This window comes from Bacillus sp. AY2-1 (genome assembly GCF_008368965.1).
GTDB classification, from domain to species: domain Bacteria; phylum Bacillota; class Bacilli; order Bacillales; family Bacillaceae_G; genus Bacillus_A; species Bacillus_A thuringiensis_S.
Genome location: NZ_QPEL01000091.1, coordinates 1 through 17,355, shown reverse-complemented (window position 1 = coordinate 17,355; position 17,355 = coordinate 1). Strand labels below are relative to the sequence as shown.

Below are 17,355 nucleotides of genomic sequence, written 5' to 3'. Positions count from 1 at the left end.
TATTTTTATACAATAAATTACTTAATTGTTATATAAATATTGAATGAATTTAATTGTCGTTTTTAAAAAACAGTAAAATTGGCACAACACTAAACGTAATGGTAGTTATAGCAAGTGTCTCTTGTATCATATTATCTATACTAGGATTTTGGGGCCTTAATAAAGGGGAGCATTGTGAAGTCTTTTAATAGTATGCTGGATAACTTGCAAAAATTAATTGGAGAAGTAAAAAACACAACACAAGAAGTTACTTTTTCTACTGATGGGATGTTACAAGTTACTAAACGAGCATCTCATATATCAAGAGAGGTTGTTCATACTTATATTTGTTATCTATCTTGTCTCTTATTACTTGTATCTTCCAACCACTTAGAAACATATTCTTGCATACGAGATTCTAATGATTGAATCGTTTTATTTGATATAGCAAGTGCTTGATCCGCATACTTATTCGGGAACATGTTGCGCAAAGTAGGTTCATTTTCAGCACCATTTCCTGGTTCACGGTAATCTTCAATGATGTAATCATCGCCATTTTTTGTGACTGTCACACGGACTGGAAGTAAATGTCCTGCTTGAGGAACTGTCTGTGTTTCGCGGTTATATCCTTGCATGAGGGAATGGAGGTAGACATACATTTTTTCATCCTTCATCTCAGTTCCATAGATTACATGCGTCTCAAATTGTTTTTTTGTATGATTTAATTTGTCTTGATTCCAGGCAATGATACTTTCTGAAATAAGGGAATCTAGTTTGCTGTTTAGCGGAATCTCCGTTACATCCTTTGCATCATTTTGGACTGAATCACACCCTGTTGTAATGAAAACGAGTGTGATAATGCTTACGGTAATCATTATCTTTCTCAAAATCTTATTTTCATATGTTAATGCAAAACGTCTGCTCATCAATTCACTCCATTTCTCTTCGTGCTAATCATCCACTGACATAAATATTTTATATAACAATAGTAAAATCGTCTTCAAACTAGAAACTTATTCTATCCAAGGGAATATATTGCATTATATAATACATACTATACCATTCTTACACATAACGGGAGAGACTCTATGAGAAAAGTTATAATGTATTGTGGGATCTTTAGTATGATTCTTTTAAGCGGTTGTATCCGATTCGGAAAAGACACTACAGATACCATTTATCTCATTCCAGAAGCATACGAAGGAGACCTTTTGGTTCTATACAATGTTCCAGGAGCTGAGTTGTTGCCAGAAGAAGATGGGTTTCGTGTTGTTACTTTTTCTGCAGACGGGACCGCAGTAACATCAACACCTAATATGAAATATGGGGAAGTCAACGATACCTATTACACGGTTAACAAGGAAGGAAAGCGCACCAAACTTGACGAAAGCTGCATACGCGTTGGTTCAAATGGAAGCACTACTGAAAACATTGGTGAAGAAAATGAGCATACTTTCTCATACGCGAAATTGGAAGTCACACCTAGTGCATGCTCACAAAGCTTCTCATCATACGGGAGAGAAGTACCAGAAAATCAAGAACATCCTGTAGAGAAGAAACTGAGGGACTTACTGGTGCGTGTAAAAGAGCAGTATATGAAAGTGAAGAGCTAAATTTTAAAATTCTAAAAAGGGTGAATGGATGGATGATGTTAGGGATAGGGCTAATTGTATTAGGCATTTTACTTGTCAGCATAGTATCATACCGAGAAATAAAGAAAGCAGGGGGCGTAACCTGGATTGAAATTCTAGTCTATCCCTTTTTATTATTAATAGGTGCGTTACTCGACCATTTTGATCTGCCAGAGTTTTTAATATTTTTAGGTTTGGTATGTATTATTTTTGGTAGCTGTCTGGTCTTTGGAATCAATATTCTATAAAAGTGAGAGCAAAGCATCTAATTTAGATGCTTTTTTATTTTGTAATTCTTATTTTTAATATCTTGTATGGTGAAAATCAAGGCACAAAGGGATACTAGTGCAAGTATAAAGCTTAACCAGCTAAATGTATTCTCCATAATAAAGTTTGCAGTGAATATGCCAGAAAAATAAATGAACATTGCAATAAATATATACATGTCACGTTTTAAAGACTTTAAAGTTCCCATTCGTTTCTCCCTATTTATTGGCATCATGTTATAAAAAAAGCGCGCAAATTTGCAGATTCTCCTGGTGATGATTTTAAAATATGTAACTCAGTTCTAACTATAAAATATATTGAGTCTCTATAAATATCAAACATAAAATTAGTATATCCTTCCATATAAATCTTATTGTAATAGAAACTCAGCCCGAATCATCACAGTAGTAAGTGGATCCAATTCAATTTTGGCCATACCAGTATCCGCATCTTAACCGATGACACATCCTGTCATCCCTTTTTAAATACCAATATGGATTGTGGCACCCGCATTAACTGTTACAACTTTCATCACATACAACTCCGTTTCTATCATAGGCTTTGACTATCTATTTACTTAAACTATAGGACAGGATTATTGATTCCCTATATAATTATAGTAAACAAAAAAGATGATTTAAGGATGGTTAATATCTTGAAAACGAAAGCTAAATATCAAACATGGATACGAATTTACAAACTACTTATTTTTGGGGGTATTTCACTCATTCTTCTTTTAATAACATTATTACCTACTAATTTATATCTGCGAGTCCTGTCAGGGATTTTAGCGGTGCCTTTTATGTATATAGCATTTATACTTTCTTATTCAGTTTACCAATTTGCAGCGTTTGGCGGGAATTATCAGTCAAAAATACATGATTTAATTGTTGGAAAGGTAAATTGGGATGGAAATGGAAAGGTACTAGATATAGGTACGGGCAATGGTTCATTGATTATTAAACTTGCAAAGACTTTTCCTAAGTCTTTTTTAACTGGAATTGATTATTGGGGCGGAAATTGGGAATATTCGAAAGCTCAATGCAAAAAGAATGCTGCAATAGAAGGGGTCTATGATAGGATTCATTTTCTGAAAGCAAGTGCTGCAGAACTCCCTTTTACTGATGACGAATTTGATACAATTGTGAGTTGTCTAACCTTTCATGAAGTAAAAGATAAAGAAAATAAAATTGAGGTTATTAAAGAGGCGTTAAGAGTGTTAAAACCTGGTGGTGAATTTATCTTCTTAGATTTGTTTATGGACGAAAAAATATTCGGAGATGAAAGAGAGCTCTTGAATGTTTTAAAGAAACACGGTGTATCTGAAATAAATGGCTACAGACTTACTGAAGAAATGAAGTTACCAAAACTCTTATTGAACAAAAAAGTATTAGGAAATGCAATGATTTTGAGTGGCAAGAAATAAGAATGTACTAATTCGCTTCCAAAAATAGCCCTCTTTATGGGAGTAGGAGCACAGAAATACTCAGAACTTATTTTAAAAGTATGATTCAATTAAATAAATAAAGACCGTGTTTTAAATGATTTTTTCAAAACAAGGTCTTTACTTTTACTCGTTTATCAAGATTTATTAAATTTGACCAAACATTATCCAAAATCTATATTAATAAAACAAAACAGGAAGTTTATGAGTAAAGTGACAGCCTATGTGATCATTAGGTTTGTTAGATAACAAAAACGCACCGTAACCCAGTGCGTTTCAGACAAATAGACCTATATGTTTTACTTTGTAATTTGGAAGGAGCCACCATAATAATATGAATTGTCTACTTTTAGTACTGCCACATATGTACCTGGTGTGTAAACTGTTGTAATAGGTGTTGTGAACCTAGAATAGTAGTGGTGCCCAGCCTCACCTGCAGAAATGGTTTTGTAGCGCTGCAATTCACCTTCTCCGTTCAATCTATAAATCTTTACAACACCCACATCTTTTCCGCCTATATATACCGTCGTATCAAACGTACCACCTTGTTTTAACCTACCAGGGGCTAATTCTTGTATATAGTCCGCATTGTGATGCAATAAGAAATACGTTTGCCATGGCCAATCATCCACAACAGCTGAAGCTTGCTTAATCGTATTTACTTCCGCGCGCGCTTTATCAGGTAGCGTACTGTCTAAAACGATAAAACCCGAAAAGGTTAAGGCACCAATTAAAGCAAATGAACATAATTTTTTCATATTAAATTCCTCCCGTTTATCTGACATTGTCATAGTCTACTTACAGGTATTAGGTTGTCATCCATTAATTGGATTGTTATTATAAAATCAATATATCATTTTCTTTTAATTTAATCAAATTAGAATTTTCTAACAAATTATGAGAATAGATAAAATTCTACCTTTCTCCGTTTTTTCTATCATACAGAAGAAAGAACAGAGGCGATAAAGAAATTTTATTCCTCTCTCTTTTTAAACTAACAATATTCCCCACTTGTACGGTACGAAACTATATAAAATAGACACGAAAGGGGACTTGAATTAGCGAATATTTACATATAATCTAAGAGATGCAAGCTTAACATTTCATAACGGATCGATGGTGCCGTTTCAAGATGGACAATGCGCTATAACAAGTGAAATGTTGTATTTTTACCATGATGTTTTACTCCAAGTGCGACAGGAAACACCCAGTATTTTTATTCGTAATCATCCAACAAAGAAAGAGGGATATGGATATTTGGTACAATCACGGAATTGTAGAAGAAATAGAATAAAAGAAGAAAAGAAGAAAATATATACTGTTCCAAATTAATATTCCATGTGCTTTTGAACATACATTCCCTATTTTAAATGTATATATTGAATATATAAATATATTGTGTTATAATGTAAATTAGAAACTCGCGTGTTTCAAATACAACATTTTTATCTTCTTGATGACCTCTTATCTTTCCGTAAGAGGTCCTTTTTTTATCCCTCCGTATTGCATAGCCGCTAAAATACTATGAAAAGATACTAGAGATTACTCTACTGTGATATTCTCTAGTATCTTTTCTTTATCTATATTATCTATTGTTGGGTAAACGATGAATTATTACCTTTTGTATAATTTTTATACATCCTGCAAATACGTTATTTTTTTAGTAGGCAATTAAAATTTATATACATAATGCATAGAACAGTAGTGAGGAGATAACAGGAAGTAATAAATATTTTGGATGACTTCTTATTTTGTAAAACTAGGGTGTAGAAAGGATGAAACAGATGGAAGAAAAACGAATTGCGATTTTTGTAGTGGATGGCAATGTCAAAGTCGCGAGCAAACTCCGTGATGTTGTGTTAGATATTGTTGATTTTGATAATTTAGGAGAATACGTAGAGCCTGCTTTTACAGGGATATTGTATTAAGAACAGGAGGGAGTATGATTCCAAAAGAAGTAATGGTAGAATACGTCTCAATTTCCTGATTTAGCAAATCTGCTACCAACTGAAATTGTTGTTTATCCGGCTATTTGCCGCGCAGCCCGATTGGTGAGGGCTGATTAAAGTTTCACTTTATTAAATTGGATTAAGAGATTCTTGAAATGAGGTAGAAACAAAACAGCTTTGTGGGAATTAAACAAAAGGCTGTTAAAACAATTAAAGTGTTAGTTAAAAAAAGCTGATAGCTGAGCGAGAAGTAAACAATTAAAAAACTTTACTACATATGTAGCAAGTTTTTTCTTAACGTACGAAAATCTCATTATGCATTACTATTAACTTAAGATCATGTATCTTATGATGAAATTCTATCTCTCTATTCATTTATTCGAAGATTCTTAAAACTCTTGCGATAAAACGTGGATGTATTTATAATTATAGTTAGTTAAGCTAACTAATTATAGTTGGATTTTCAACACAGGAATAGTTCAATAAAAAACAAGAATCTGAAGCAAATTTGTTAATCTATAGGGCGATTCCTCAAAGAATAGAGCTGTACGCAGAATGAATTTAAAAAAACGGTAGCGAAGGGAAACTAATTAAATGGCAGCTAAGCTTGGTTTATTTATGTTATGAGTATCTGATAATGCACGAGACAAAGAAATGGTATGTCGCTAATTACTTGCTTTCTGTGCTTCTTGTGCATCATTAATTGAGAAGTAAAGTTATTAAATAAAATACATGTAAGTATAAAAGATAAAGTTGGAGAAGGTAGATAAATACGTTGGATTATTAAATTCAACGTATTTTTACAGAATAAAAGTTAGTCTAACTTATTATAAGTTAAGCTAATTTAATTAGAAGGAGGTGAAAATTGTTTACAACTTGTCTTAGTAATAATACAAATTACTTAAATATACTGATTTCTATGGAACTTAAGAAATTTGGAACAAATAACAAGGAGGGTTTAATTAATGAATAGTTCTAAAGAAAATAATCCTATTTTGGCGGTCGTTAGCTCCAGCGGTAATCAAATTCATTTCTTCAATACGAAAAATTTTGAAAGAATAGGGGTTATAGATTCTCCAGTTACAGAACCTCATGAATTATGTTTCGATTCTAAGCGTCAATTGTTATATGTAAGTATTACTTATCGCTCAGGTTTTTATAGAAATAATCCGGAAAAAAGCCATGAAATTTTAGTTATCGATATTGATCAATTTAAAGTAATTGATATCATTGATATTTCGCCGGAATTTGCACCACATGGTTTAGTTTATAATGAAAAAAAAGACTTATTGTATGTAAGTGTTGAATCTGGTGAAGGAGGAATTTTAATTATTAATCTTAACACAAGAAAAGTGCTAGATAGAATCTCTACAGAAGCAACAGGTCCACATTGGTTTGTGACGAATCAGATGGTACAAAAGGATATTCCTCTAATAAAGAGGCGCCCTTTATATCGGTTTTAGATACACATAATAAGGAGTTAATTGGAAAAGTATCTATGCCCTATGGTAGTGAAGAACTAGCTATTTCTCCTAAAGGTAATCGAGTTTATATCCCTTCACCATGTTTACTTGGAGACTACAAAGAGGAGCAACCTACACTTAGCATCATTAATACAGAAACCGATAAAATTATAAAGACAAAATCATTTTCAGATTTAATTACTCCGGTTCATGTAACGAATGATGGGAAAGTATTGGTAGGACATACGCGTTTTCAGAATAAGAATGGAGAGAGAACAAGAAGTATGTTTTCTCCAGCACCAGGGTATGTTTCTGTTCTTGATGGAGAATCGTTAAATATGTTAGGTACAATAGAAGTAGATTTACTCCCAATTAAAATGCGTTCTTCTACGGACGGAACGGTTGGATATGTTTCTAACCTTAGATCAGGGACAATAAGTGTATTAGATTTAGTTAATTACAAGAATGTTCATACCATTGAAGTTGATCCAGGAGATCGAAATGCAGATCCTTCTGTAAATCAAGGAGCTCACGGTATAGCATATATAGAAAGGTAAAATAAGAAAACGCTATTCTTTTTGTAGAAATTTACAGAAAGTATGGCGTTTTTTATGTATCTATTAATTTCTGATGAATTCCAATTAGGTCTATTTTTTTTGCTGGTTAGGAGCGCCTGTTATTCATTATTGACTTCTGATAAATAGATTATGTTTCCATGTTAAAAGAGTAGGCAAAGTTTTTTAATGCTCGTTATTAGCTTTTGTATGAAATTAACTTTGGATAATTGATTATTGTATTCTTCTAATTGGATTAGATATTCATAATTAATTTGCAACAACCAAACTTCTTTGAAAACGAACTAAAAGGTATTTTAAATGTATGTTTTAAAACACCACTAATAATGATAACGTTTGCTAAATATAGGAGCTCCTTAAGTTTGTAAGAAGCTTACAAACCTCCTTCTTCCAATGCAATTTAAGCGTAAATTAATTTTTTGTAAATATGGAACAATGTCCTTACTTACACTGTCTATTAAGCGTTAAACATTTTTTATTAAATAAATTAATTAAGAAAGGAATCATCATTTTTAACTAAGGGAGAAGATTGAATTGAAAAAATTATGGATGCTGCTTTTCGTTTGTTTCGCAGTTATGTTGGTAGGATGTAATAAAAACGAACCGCCAAAACAAGCATTTGAAGAATATATCAACTTATGGAATGATAGAAAATTTGCAAATATGTATGATCATTTATCAGATCATGCCAAAAAATCGATTTCTAAAAAAGAATTCACAGAAAAATATCAAAAAATCTATGAGGGGATTGGAGCTAAGAATTTAAAAGTTAAAATGAAAGGAGAGAATACGAAAGATAAAGAGCTTTTTCTTTTTGAAGTTAAAATGGATACGGATGTAGGATCAGTTTCATTCATCCACGAAGCAAAACTTGTGAAAGATAAAGAATCTTGGAAAATAGATTGGACACCGGACTTCATTTTCCCAGGAATGAAAAAAGATTACAAAGTACGTATGCAAATAGAGCAAGGAAAACGAGGAGAAATATATGATCGAAATGGAAAAGGGCTTGCAACGAATGGTAAAGCAACTGAGGTTGGAATTATTCCAGAGAAACTAGGCGAAGCAGCAGCGCAAACGAAAGGAATAGTAGCGCAATTACTTGATATGTCTATAGAAGAGGTCGAACAAAAGCTCACAGCGAAATGGATAAAACCAGACTCCTTTGTACCAATTGGCGTTTTAAAAGAGGGAACTAGACAGAATGATTATATTGAATTAGAAGGAGTTTCATCTCGCCCAGTAAATATTCGTACGTATCCATTAGGTGAAGCAGCGGCACACTTAACTGGATATATAGGAAAGGTGAATGCGGAGGAGTTAAAATCACTTCAAAAACAAGGTTATCAAGCAGATGATTTAGTAGGTAAGACCGGTTTAGAGAAAGTGTTAGAAAATAAATTGCGTGGTGAAAAGGGTGGACGCGTATTTATAGAAGATGAGAATGGGAAAGAGATTAAAAACGTAACAAAAAAAGAAGCAAAAGAAGGAGAAAATGTTACGTTAACAATTGATGCTGCAATTCAAGAAAAAATCTTTAATGAGATGAAAACTGAAGCAGGATCTAGTGCAGCGGTCAATCCTAAAACAGGTGAAACAATCGCACTTGTAAGTAGCCCTGCTTATAATCCAAATATAATAGTTAGAGGAGCATCGAAAGCCCAACGAGAAGCATGGAGTAACGACTCGAAACTACCAATGATGAATCGCTTCACACAAGCATTTGTACCAGGTTCCGTATTTAAAACGATTACAGGTGCAATTGGTTTGGAAACAAACACAATAAATCCGAAGGAAGAATTTAAAATTCAAGGATTGAAGTGGACAAAAGATTCATCTTGGGGAAATTACTATGTAACGCGTGTAAAGGATGCAAGTCCAATTGATTTTGATAAGGCAATGAAGTACTCTGATAATATTTATTTTGCTCAACAAGCTTTGAAAATGGGAAAAGATCAGTATATAAATGAATTTAAAAAGTACGGATTTCATGAAAAATTACCAATCGAATACGAATTTCCTATTTCAATCATTGCAAAAGATGGGATAAAAAATGATATTCAACTAGCAGACACGGGCTATGGACAAGGACAAGTATTAATGACGCCACTTCATTTAGCATTAACATATGCACCGATTGTGAATGAAGGGAATATTCCGTCGCCACATCTTTTAAAAGAAGCAAAAGTAGCGGGGAATTGGAAAGAAAATGTGATTTCTAAAAAGAATCAAGAAATATTAAAGAGTGCATTAATCAAAGTCATTAATGACCCTGATGGCGCAGGGAGAATTGCAAAGGTTGATGGTGTAACGCTTGCTGGTAAAACTGGTACAGCAGAACTGAAAGAGTCGAAAGAAGCAGACGGAAAAGAACTGGGATGGTTCGCAGCTTTCGATGCAAATGCACCAGACATGATTGTTACAATGATGATTGAAGATGTAAAAGGAAGAGGAGGAAGTAACGTTCCAGGTGAAAAAGTAAAACATGTATTTCAGAAATAATACTTAATTATAAGGTGAATTTTTTCACTAAATTTATTACATGTTTGCTTAACTCAAAGATATAAATTGGGAAAAATATAGAACAATTAAATTTCAAAAAAGCATTCTTTCTAATCGAGAATGCTTTTTTGCTGTGATTCTAGAAAAGTTGGCATTGCTAATGGTAAATAGAAGGGGATAGCAAATTGAAATGGACAAGTGGAGTTTTACGTTAAATTCAAAAAAACAGATTTTTATGAGTGGATTTTTATCATTGTATGCTTTACTTGTTTTTTAGTAGTATTATACTGCCTGAAAAAAGATAAACAATGGAACAAATGAAACTTGTATCTTGTCTATATATTGAAACCATAATAAAAGTGAGGGCAGTTTTATGTTTATTCAAATAAGTTTGAGGTGTGGAAATGGAACAGACGTTTATTGAAAAGTGTAATCATGATGAGCTGGACTATGTTATAAAAGACTATTGGCAAGATGTATGGAATTATTCATTTATTATTACGAAAGATCCACACTTATCAGATGATATCACGCAAGATGTATTTATAAAGGTGTTTAAAAATTGGAATTCATTTCGAAAGGAGTCATCTATTAAAACGTGGATATTAAAAATCACAAGAAATACGGCAATAAACTATTTGAAATCCTCCTATTTTAAAAGGATATCTTTAATAGGATTTTTTAGTGATGATAAGCAATCCCTGTCAGCAGAACAAGAATTTTTTAAGCAAGAAGAAATGAATGATGTGTGGAAGGTTGTATTAGAACTACCTAAAAAGCACCGTGAAATAATTATATTGGACGCAAAATATGAATTATCTTATGAAGAAATGGCTGAAACATTAGGAGTATCCATTGGAACTGTAAAATCGAGATTAAGTAGAGCGAGAAGTAAGGTTTCAAAATTAATAGGGGAGGGTAGTAGTGATGAACAATAAACAAAATCCTGACTGGTATAGAAAAATAAAAAAAGGGCCAATGGAGAATCGTAAAGATGAAGAAGAATTTATTTCTAAAATAAAGCAGTCTATATATGAAAATAATGAAGTGGATTTTGTAAAACATAAAAGACCATTTCGTAAAAAAGTATTACCTATTGTAGTTGTTTTGGTTTGTACAATGTTATTTTTCATTGTTCAACAACCTTGGCTTGATGATAATAAATCACCGGTACAAAGTAGTACTCAAATTAAGCCTAAAACAAAAGATGAGTCTGCTCAAGATCCATCACTAAAACAATTTATGAATGAACTATATCAAAGTATAAACTCGAAAAATGAAAATGACTTGTATAAAGCGTTAAATGATGAAGTTCTATTTAAAGGGAAGAGTTATAAGAAGGATGAACTGCAGTTTGATGAAGATATTTTTCATGAGTTGCAAGTCGCCCTTACAATGGGGGGAGAGTTTGCAAATGATACAAAGCAAGTATATAAAGTACCAAGTGGATTGACGGAAAGTAACCAACCAAAGCAAGCGCATTTTATATATGCAACTGTTACTGGAAATAAAACGAAAATTTTAGCTGAACCAAAGCGAGAATCACAAGTTTTATATGAAGTATCTAATGAAATGGTAAAAGCTTGGATTCCAGAAAAAGTAAATAATGATGGATATATAAAAATTTCGACAATTGATGGTAATACTGGATATGTACAGAAAGAGTACATTTTAACTGATATTAAATATTCATTTATGTTCGAAAAGAATAATGAAGGTATATGGAAAATAATAAATGTAGATTCTATATGGTAAAAGAGGAAGGTTCACTTTAATGAACCTTCCTCTTTGTTTTTATTCTCTTTTTGAAGAGTATCCCAGTACTCTAAAATTTCTGATGTAACGAGAGCGGCAATGTTTTTTTCAGAATTACTACCAGGAATAACGACAGAAACGGCAATTTGTGGATCTTCAGTAGGAGCATATGCAATGAAAAGAGAATGATTTATCATTCTTTCTTGCTCATTTGGAAAACCTGTAATACCTGTTTTACCTGCGACGTTAAAGGGTAACTTTTTGATCTCCTCTATATTTTGACTCATTCCACCTTGCACGACACTCCAAAAATTCATCGGGTAACGATTTGAACTTTCTAAAATTGGTTTAAACTTTTTTGTTTCCTTACCATCTTGACCAATAATCGCACTTACGATTTGAGGTTTATATTTATCACCTTTACTTGCCAAAGTTGCTGCATATTGAGCGAGTTGAAGAGGAGTATGCACTTCATTTCCTCCCCAAGAGGCATTTAATAAAGCTGAAATCCCATTTTCAAATTTATTAGATGGATGAAATTCATATTGTCCGTCTTCTTCAAAGGGTAAGTCAATCCCGGTTTTAGAACGTAGGCCGAATTGCATTAAATAATCTGTCCATATATGTGACACTTTTTCTATATTCCCATTATTTTGGTTGAATAAGGGCAGAGCTACTTTTGCTGTCATAAATGTGTTAGATGAATTAATGATAGCCTGCCTCGGTGTAATCTCGCCTGTTGGCGTTCCAGGTGCATTCGTAATGTTATTTTGATTATCATACTGAAAAGTACCTTTATCTAAATAAGTGTCTTCAGGTTGAAAAAGCTTTTCGTTTAATCCAATTAAAATAGTAAGTGGTTTTATAGTAGAAGCCATATTTACATAAGATTCACCATACTTTAATTTTTGAATTGCTTTATTTTGCGAAAGTGATTTAATGTTTTCTTTTCTAGAAGATACATGTGTATTTAATATATTTGGATCAAAAACTACCGAGTTGGCCATAGTTAAAATCGCGCCAGTTTTTGCATCGCTCACTACAGCATAACCAGCTTTAGCATCAGGTGTTTTCTTAATTTGAGATCTTAATGCTTCTTCTGCCTTTTGCTGCAACTCAGAGTCTAAAGCTAGCCGTACATCTTTACCATTTTGTACTTTTTGAATGTTCCATAAGAACTTTTTATTTTTCAATTTAAAAATAAGAGTTTTACCTGGTTTTCCTTTTAAATCATTTTCATATTGCAGCTCAATCCCGCTTTTTCCAACAGCCATATGCTTTGAATTAAGGTCATTTTCTACATAACCAATTACTTGTGAACCAATTTTGTGTTTAGGATAATATCGAATCCATTCATCTTTAATTATTACATTATTGGGTTTGTTTTTGTTTATGAATGCAAGTTCATTCTCAGTTATATCAGAGTATAACGGTATATCATTCATAGTCTGCTTTTTACAAGATTGTTGTAATTGAGATTTTATGTTCTCTGTAGAAATATCATGATGAAACTCGCTTGAAAATTGATTGAAAAAAGCTAATGTGCTTGATGTATCTTGTTTCGATAGCTTTTCATCATTAGAAGTGCAATATAGAGACTTAACTTTCTTATTTGTAGCTAGTATTACACCATTTTGATCAAAAATCTTTCCTCTTTCAGCTGAAGAAGTTGCGATAGTAATTGAAATGAAGTTGATTTTTAATAAAATTAGTAAAATCAAACCTACTATAGAAAGAACCGCAAAAAATCTCCATCTATTTGTATGTAACATATAACCCTCCCTTATGTAGCCTATTTCATCTTATATTTAATTATTTTTTTTGTAAATGTGGAACAACTTTCTTGTTTAGGTTGTCTATTAAGTATTACAGCATGATGAAAGGAATAATTAGCATGAAAATTTACTAGCAAGTTTATATGTAAGTTTAATAAGAGTCATTATACAGTTTAGCACTTCTAATGCAAGTGGCAAAAAAATAGAGAGAAAACAAGAAGGGAGAGGTATTAATTCTGTAGCTAAACGAAAAGGAATGGATGCTTACAAGGGTTAAGCAAAAAATTGAGGCGATATTTATAACCGATTATCGGTGTCTAATATATAAGGAATGCTTTTGGTATTTGTAGCAATTCCTGAAAGGATTAAATGGAGGATTTATGAAAGAACAAAAAGGCAAGAAGCAGAAGACATATATATCTATTCGATTAAATATAATGTTCCTTTGCATATTTGTACTATTCTCAGCTATTATTATGCAACTAGCAAAAGTACAAATCGTTGAGGGAGAGGCTTATAAGAATCAAGTGGAAAGTAGTCAAAATGCAATAACTAGTATTCCAGTTCCACGTGGGCAAATTTTAGATCGAGAAGGGAACACAGTTGTTAATAATAAATCTCTTCGCACAATTACGTATACAAGGGTGAAGGGAATTACGAGTGAAGATATTTTAAAAACAGCAAAAGACTTGGCGAAAGTACTTGAAATGCCTGAACAAGATATAAATAAATTAACAGATATCGATAAAAAAGATTTTTGGATGCAGTTGAATTCGAAACGTGCGGAAACAAAGATTACTAAGAAAGATATAGAAAAGTTTAAGGAAAAGGGTATAGAGGGGAAAGAGTTAGATAAAAAAATAGAAGACTTAAGACGAGGTCGCGTTACAGAGGTAGAATTAGCAGAATTAACAGCACAAGATTTAAAGGTGTTAGCTATTAAAAGTAAAATGAGTTCAGGTTATCAATTAACACCACAAATTATTAAAAAAGATGTAACAGATGAAGAGTATGCGCGGATAAGCGAAAATCTTGGGAATTTTCCAGGAGTAGATGCAACTGTTGATTGGGAACGTAATTATGTAAACGGTAATTTATTTCGTTCTGTATTAGGAAATATTACGAGTAGTGAAGAAGGATTACCGAAAGAAAATTTAGATTCTTATTTAGTACGTGGATATAACCGTAATGATCGTGTCGGAAAAAGTTATATTGAACAACGATATGAAGATGTATTACACGGCACAAAAGAAGAAGTGAAAAATATTACTGACAAATCAGGAAACATTGTTAGCACAGAAATAATCTCTAAAGGAAAAAGTGGTAATAGTTTAACATTAACGATTGATATGGAATTACAAAAGAAAGTGGAAGAAAGTATAGAGAAAAACTTGAGAGCTTTTAAGCGTTCAGAGCCACTGCTCGATCGAGCTTTTGTTGTCATGACGAATCCAAATAACGGACAAATTTTATCTATGGCAGGCAAAAAGATTGTAGAAAAAGAAGGGAAAATAGAGGTTGAGGATTTGGCATTAGGTAACATGACAACTTCGTATGAGCTAGGGTCAGCTGTAAAAGGTGCTACTTTATTAACTGGATATGAGACAGGGGCAATACATCCAGGGGATCAATTTTATGACGCGCCGATGAAATTTAAAGGTACACAAGCTAAGAAATCGTGGAATGTATCCGGATTTGGTAATATTAATGATTTACGGGCTTTACAAGTATCTTCGAATGTATACATGTTCCAGACAGCTTTAAAAATTGCGGGAGTTAATTACGTACCAAATGGCTCATTGGATATTAAACAAGGAGCATTTGATACGATGCGCTATTATTTCAAGCAATTTGGTTTAGGCGTCCCAACAGGTATTGATTTACCGAATGAAATAATTGGACAAACGAGAAAAGTAGATAGTCAACCGGGGTTTTTACTAGATTTTTCTATCGGTCAGTATGATACGTATACGCCGTTGCAATTAGCGCAATATATTTCAACGATTGCGAATGGCGGTTATAGAATGCAACCTCAAATTGTACAAGAAATACGAGAACAATCAATAAAAGAAGAGGTTGGTAATGTTATACGTTCCATAGAGCCTGTCGTATTAAATCGAATTGATATGAAGAAAGAACATATCGATCGGATAAAAGAAGGGTTTAGATGGGTATTTCAAGAAGGTGATGGAACTGGCGTGAAGTATTTCAAAAATGCGCCATATAAACCAGCAGGAAAGACAGGAACAGCCCAAACTGTATATGGTGGAGATGACCCAATTGGCAGAAATGCAAAAGGAGAACGTATGGAATGCTATAACTTAACGTTAGTTGGATATGCTCCATATGATAATCCAGAAGTAGCATTTTCCGTAGTAGTTCCATGGCTCCATGATGATAAAAATGGAATTAATTCTATAATTGGAAAGGAAATTTTAGATGTATACTTTGATTTAAAACAGCAACGTATACATGGTGAAGCTACTAGTACAAGTAGCTCTAAGCAAAATTAGAGTACTTTTCTCAGGGAAGAGACCCTGTTCATATAAAGCCATTTATAAGTAAAAAAATGAAATGTGAAATAAGAGATAGCGGCGATCATAGCTACTATCTCTTATTTTGTTAATAACTCTCATACTAGCTATAAATTTTTTCAGTTTATGGAACAAGTTTGGTTCGATGATTGTCTATTATGTGTACGTATAAAAAGGTGCTAAAAATTTGGAAGGAATGATGGTTTTGAAAAATAAGAGGATGCTAAAAATAGGAATATGCGTTGGTATATTAGGTTTAAGTCTTACAAGCCTAGAAGCTTTTACAGGAGGGTCACTGCAAGTTGAAGCGAAAGAAAAGACTGGACATGTGAAACATAAAAATCAGGCGACGCATAAAGAGTTCTCTCAACTTGAGAAGAAATTTAATGCTCGATTAGGTGTATATGCGATTGATACTGGTACAAATCAAACAATCTCTTATCGATCTAATGAAAGATTTGCCTTCGCATCAACCTACAAGGCTTTAGCGGCAGGAGTATTACTACAGCAAAACTCAATTGATACATTAAATGAAGTGATTACATTTACGAAAGAAGACTTAGTGGATTATTCACCTGTTACAGAGAAACATGTAGATACTGGAATGAAACTAGGAGAAATTGCTGAGGCTGCTGTTCGTTCAAGTGATAATACTGCAGGGAACATTTTATTTAATAAAATAGGCGGACCTAAAGGATATGAAAAAGCGCTTAGGCAGATGGGGGATCGGATTACTATGTCTGATCGCTTTGAAACAGAATTAAACGAAGCTATTCCAGGAGACATTCGTGACACTAGTACAGCGAAAGCAATTGCTACGAATCTTAAAGCTTTTACGGTCGGAAATGCACTTCCAGCTGAAAAACGTAACATTCTTACAGAGTGGATGAAAGGAAATGCTACAGGGGACAAACTTATTCGTGCAGGCGTACCAACTGACTGGGTAGTTGGAGATAAATCAGGTGCTGGCAGTTACGGGACAAGAAATGATATTGCTATCGTTTGGCCTCCAAATAGAGCACCAGTTATCATCGCAATTTTATCTAGTAAAGATGAGAAAGAGGCTACCTATGATAATCAACTCATTGCAGAGGCAACTGAAGTTATAGTTAAGGCTCTTAGGTAATAGTATTTTAGTTTTCGCATTTTTAACATAAAAGTATTAAAAGTATAAAGTTAGAAAACGACTCTTTTCGTGTGATAAGAGTCGTTTTTGTGTTCTTATTATTAAAAAGGTAAAAGTAAAAATATAACGAATATATATGACGTATCTCATATGAAATTCTATGTACTGTATTATTTTATTAATTTAAACAAATTTCAAGAAAGTATAATATAATTCAGTTAGCATATAGAAGTGTTTGATGAGAATATAAAGGAGAAAATATGAAAAAAAAGATTAATAGAATCGTAATGATTATTTGTATAGTAGTAGGTTTTACAATCTTTTTATATTTACAGAACAATTTAATAAGTATAAC

14 protein-coding genes and 1 pseudogene are annotated in these 17,355 nt (G+C 32.8%); 12 read left to right on the top strand and 3 right to left on the bottom strand.

Going from position 1 to position 17,355, the window contains the following annotated elements:
• Nucleotides 1-329: 329 nt before the first annotated feature.
• Nucleotides 330-905, bottom strand: a complete 576-nt coding sequence (locus tag DN403_RS20990) for a peptidase M56 (RefSeq protein ID WP_149185714.1) — start codon at nt 903-905, stop codon at nt 330-332.
• 162 nt (nt 906-1,067) lie between these two features.
• Between DN403_RS20990 and DN403_RS20985 the strand changes: the two genes are divergently transcribed.
• The 3 genes from DN403_RS20985 to DN403_RS20970 all read left to right on the top strand — a co-directional run bounded on the left by DN403_RS20985 (nt 1,068) and on the right by DN403_RS20970 (nt 3,303).
• Nucleotides 1,068-1,592 carry a DUF6843 domain-containing protein gene (locus DN403_RS20985; RefSeq protein WP_001233342.1) on the top strand — a complete coding sequence of 175 codons (525 nt, stop codon included), beginning with the start codon at nt 1,068-1,070 and terminating at the stop codon, nt 1,590-1,592.
• 32 nt (nt 1,593-1,624) lie between these two features.
• Nucleotides 1,625-1,858 (top strand): hypothetical protein, encoded by a 234-nt coding sequence (locus tag DN403_RS20980; protein WP_149185713.1) that lies wholly within the window; start codon nt 1,625-1,627, stop codon nt 1,856-1,858.
• 671 nt (nt 1,859-2,529) lie between these two features.
• Nucleotides 2,530-3,303, top strand: a complete 774-nt coding sequence (locus DN403_RS20970; RefSeq protein WP_149185715.1) for a class I SAM-dependent methyltransferase — start codon at nt 2,530-2,532, stop codon at nt 3,301-3,303.
• A gap of 317 nt (nt 3,304-3,620) precedes the next feature.
• Here DN403_RS20970 and DN403_RS20965 read toward each other — a convergent pair whose 3' ends face one another.
• A complete protein-coding gene (locus DN403_RS20965) occupies nt 3,621-4,079 on the bottom strand; it encodes a DUF5065 family protein (protein WP_149185711.1) in 459 nt (152 codons plus the stop codon).
• A gap of 1,017 nt (nt 4,080-5,096) precedes the next feature.
• On the opposite strand from DN403_RS20965, the gene DN403_RS31255 reads away from it, so the two are divergent.
• The 6 genes from DN403_RS31255 (at nt 5,097) to DN403_RS20945 (ending at nt 11,565) form a co-directional block, all read left to right on the top strand.
• The gene (locus tag DN403_RS31255; RefSeq protein WP_000812115.1) at nt 5,097-5,249 is read left to right on the top strand and encodes a hypothetical protein; all 153 of its coding nucleotides are present in this window, start codon (nt 5,097-5,099) and stop codon (nt 5,247-5,249) included.
• Between the two features lie 986 nt (nt 5,250-6,235).
• A complete protein-coding gene (locus DN403_RS31250; RefSeq protein WP_170955780.1) occupies nt 6,236-6,733 on the top strand; it encodes a YncE family protein in 498 nt (165 codons plus the stop codon).
• Nucleotides 6,734-6,768: 35 nt separating this feature from the next.
• Complete coding sequence (locus tag DN403_RS31810; RefSeq protein WP_255452037.1) at nt 6,769-7,290, top strand: YncE family protein; 522 nt, start codon at nt 6,769-6,771, stop codon at nt 7,288-7,290.
• 552 nt (nt 7,291-7,842) lie between these two features.
• Entirely contained in the window at nt 7,843-9,810 is a 1,968-nt protein-coding gene (locus tag DN403_RS20955; RefSeq protein ID WP_000737760.1) for a penicillin-binding transpeptidase domain-containing protein, read from the top strand.
• Between the two features lie 404 nt (nt 9,811-10,214).
• Nucleotides 10,215-10,748, top strand: a complete 534-nt coding sequence (locus tag DN403_RS20950) for an RNA polymerase sigma factor (protein WP_000438327.1) — start codon at nt 10,215-10,217, stop codon at nt 10,746-10,748.
• A complete protein-coding gene (locus DN403_RS20945; protein WP_016077682.1) occupies nt 10,738-11,565 on the top strand; it encodes a hypothetical protein in 828 nt (275 codons plus the stop codon). The genes DN403_RS20950 and DN403_RS20945 overlap by 11 nt, the downstream gene beginning before the upstream one ends.
• A gap of 11 nt (nt 11,566-11,576) precedes the next feature.
• Here DN403_RS20945 and DN403_RS20940 read toward each other — a convergent pair whose 3' ends face one another.
• Entirely contained in the window at nt 11,577-13,337 is a 1,761-nt protein-coding gene (locus DN403_RS20940) for a peptidoglycan D,D-transpeptidase FtsI family protein (RefSeq protein WP_149185710.1), read from the bottom strand.
• 383 nt (nt 13,338-13,720) lie between these two features.
• Between DN403_RS20940 and DN403_RS20935 the strand changes: the two genes are divergently transcribed.
• The 3 genes and pseudogenes from DN403_RS20935 to DN403_RS20925 all read left to right on the top strand — a co-directional run.
• Nucleotides 13,721-15,853, top strand: a complete 2,133-nt coding sequence (locus DN403_RS20935) for a peptidoglycan D,D-transpeptidase FtsI family protein (protein ID WP_149185709.1) — start codon at nt 13,721-13,723, stop codon at nt 15,851-15,853.
• Nucleotides 15,854-16,073: 220 nt separating this feature from the next.
• Complete coding sequence (bla, locus tag DN403_RS20930; protein WP_127726073.1) at nt 16,074-17,000, top strand: class A beta-lactamase Bla1; 927 nt, start codon at nt 16,074-16,076, stop codon at nt 16,998-17,000.
• A 260-nt stretch (nt 17,001-17,260) separates the two neighbouring features.
• Nucleotides 17,261-17,355: pseudogene (locus DN403_RS20925) on the top strand (metallophosphoesterase); the annotation flags it as partial.

What these genes read in the sequence shown, in the direction of transcription:
- DN403_RS20990 (WP_149185714.1), bottom strand. Translation starts at nt 905, where the DNA reads ATGAGCAGACGTTTTGCATTAACATATGAAAATAAGATTTTGAGAAAG.
- DN403_RS20985 (WP_001233342.1), top strand. Translation starts at nt 1,068, where the DNA reads ATGAGAAAAGTTATAATGTATTGTGGGATCTTTAGTATGATTCTTTTA.
- DN403_RS20980 (WP_149185713.1), top strand. Translation starts at nt 1,625, where the DNA reads ATGATGTTAGGGATAGGGCTAATTGTATTAGGCATTTTACTTGTCAGC.
- DN403_RS20965 (WP_149185711.1), bottom strand. Translation starts at nt 4,079, where the DNA reads ATGAAAAAATTATGTTCATTTGCTTTAATTGGTGCCTTAACCTTTTCG.
- DN403_RS31255 (WP_000812115.1), top strand. Translation starts at nt 5,097, where the DNA reads ATGAAACAGATGGAAGAAAAACGAATTGCGATTTTTGTAGTGGATGGC.
- DN403_RS31250 (WP_170955780.1), top strand. Translation starts at nt 6,236, where the DNA reads ATGAATAGTTCTAAAGAAAATAATCCTATTTTGGCGGTCGTTAGCTCC.
- DN403_RS31810 (WP_255452037.1), top strand. Translation starts at nt 6,769, where the DNA reads ATGCCCTATGGTAGTGAAGAACTAGCTATTTCTCCTAAAGGTAATCGA.
- DN403_RS20950 (WP_000438327.1), top strand. Translation starts at nt 10,215, where the DNA reads ATGGAACAGACGTTTATTGAAAAGTGTAATCATGATGAGCTGGACTAT.
- DN403_RS20945 (WP_016077682.1), top strand. Translation starts at nt 10,738, where the DNA reads ATGAACAATAAACAAAATCCTGACTGGTATAGAAAAATAAAAAAAGGG.
- DN403_RS20940 (WP_149185710.1), bottom strand. Translation starts at nt 13,337, where the DNA reads ATGTTACATACAAATAGATGGAGATTTTTTGCGGTTCTTTCTATAGTA.
- DN403_RS20935 (WP_149185709.1), top strand. Translation starts at nt 13,721, where the DNA reads ATGAAAGAACAAAAAGGCAAGAAGCAGAAGACATATATATCTATTCGA.
- bla (WP_127726073.1), top strand. Translation starts at nt 16,074, where the DNA reads ATGGTTTTGAAAAATAAGAGGATGCTAAAAATAGGAATATGCGTTGGT.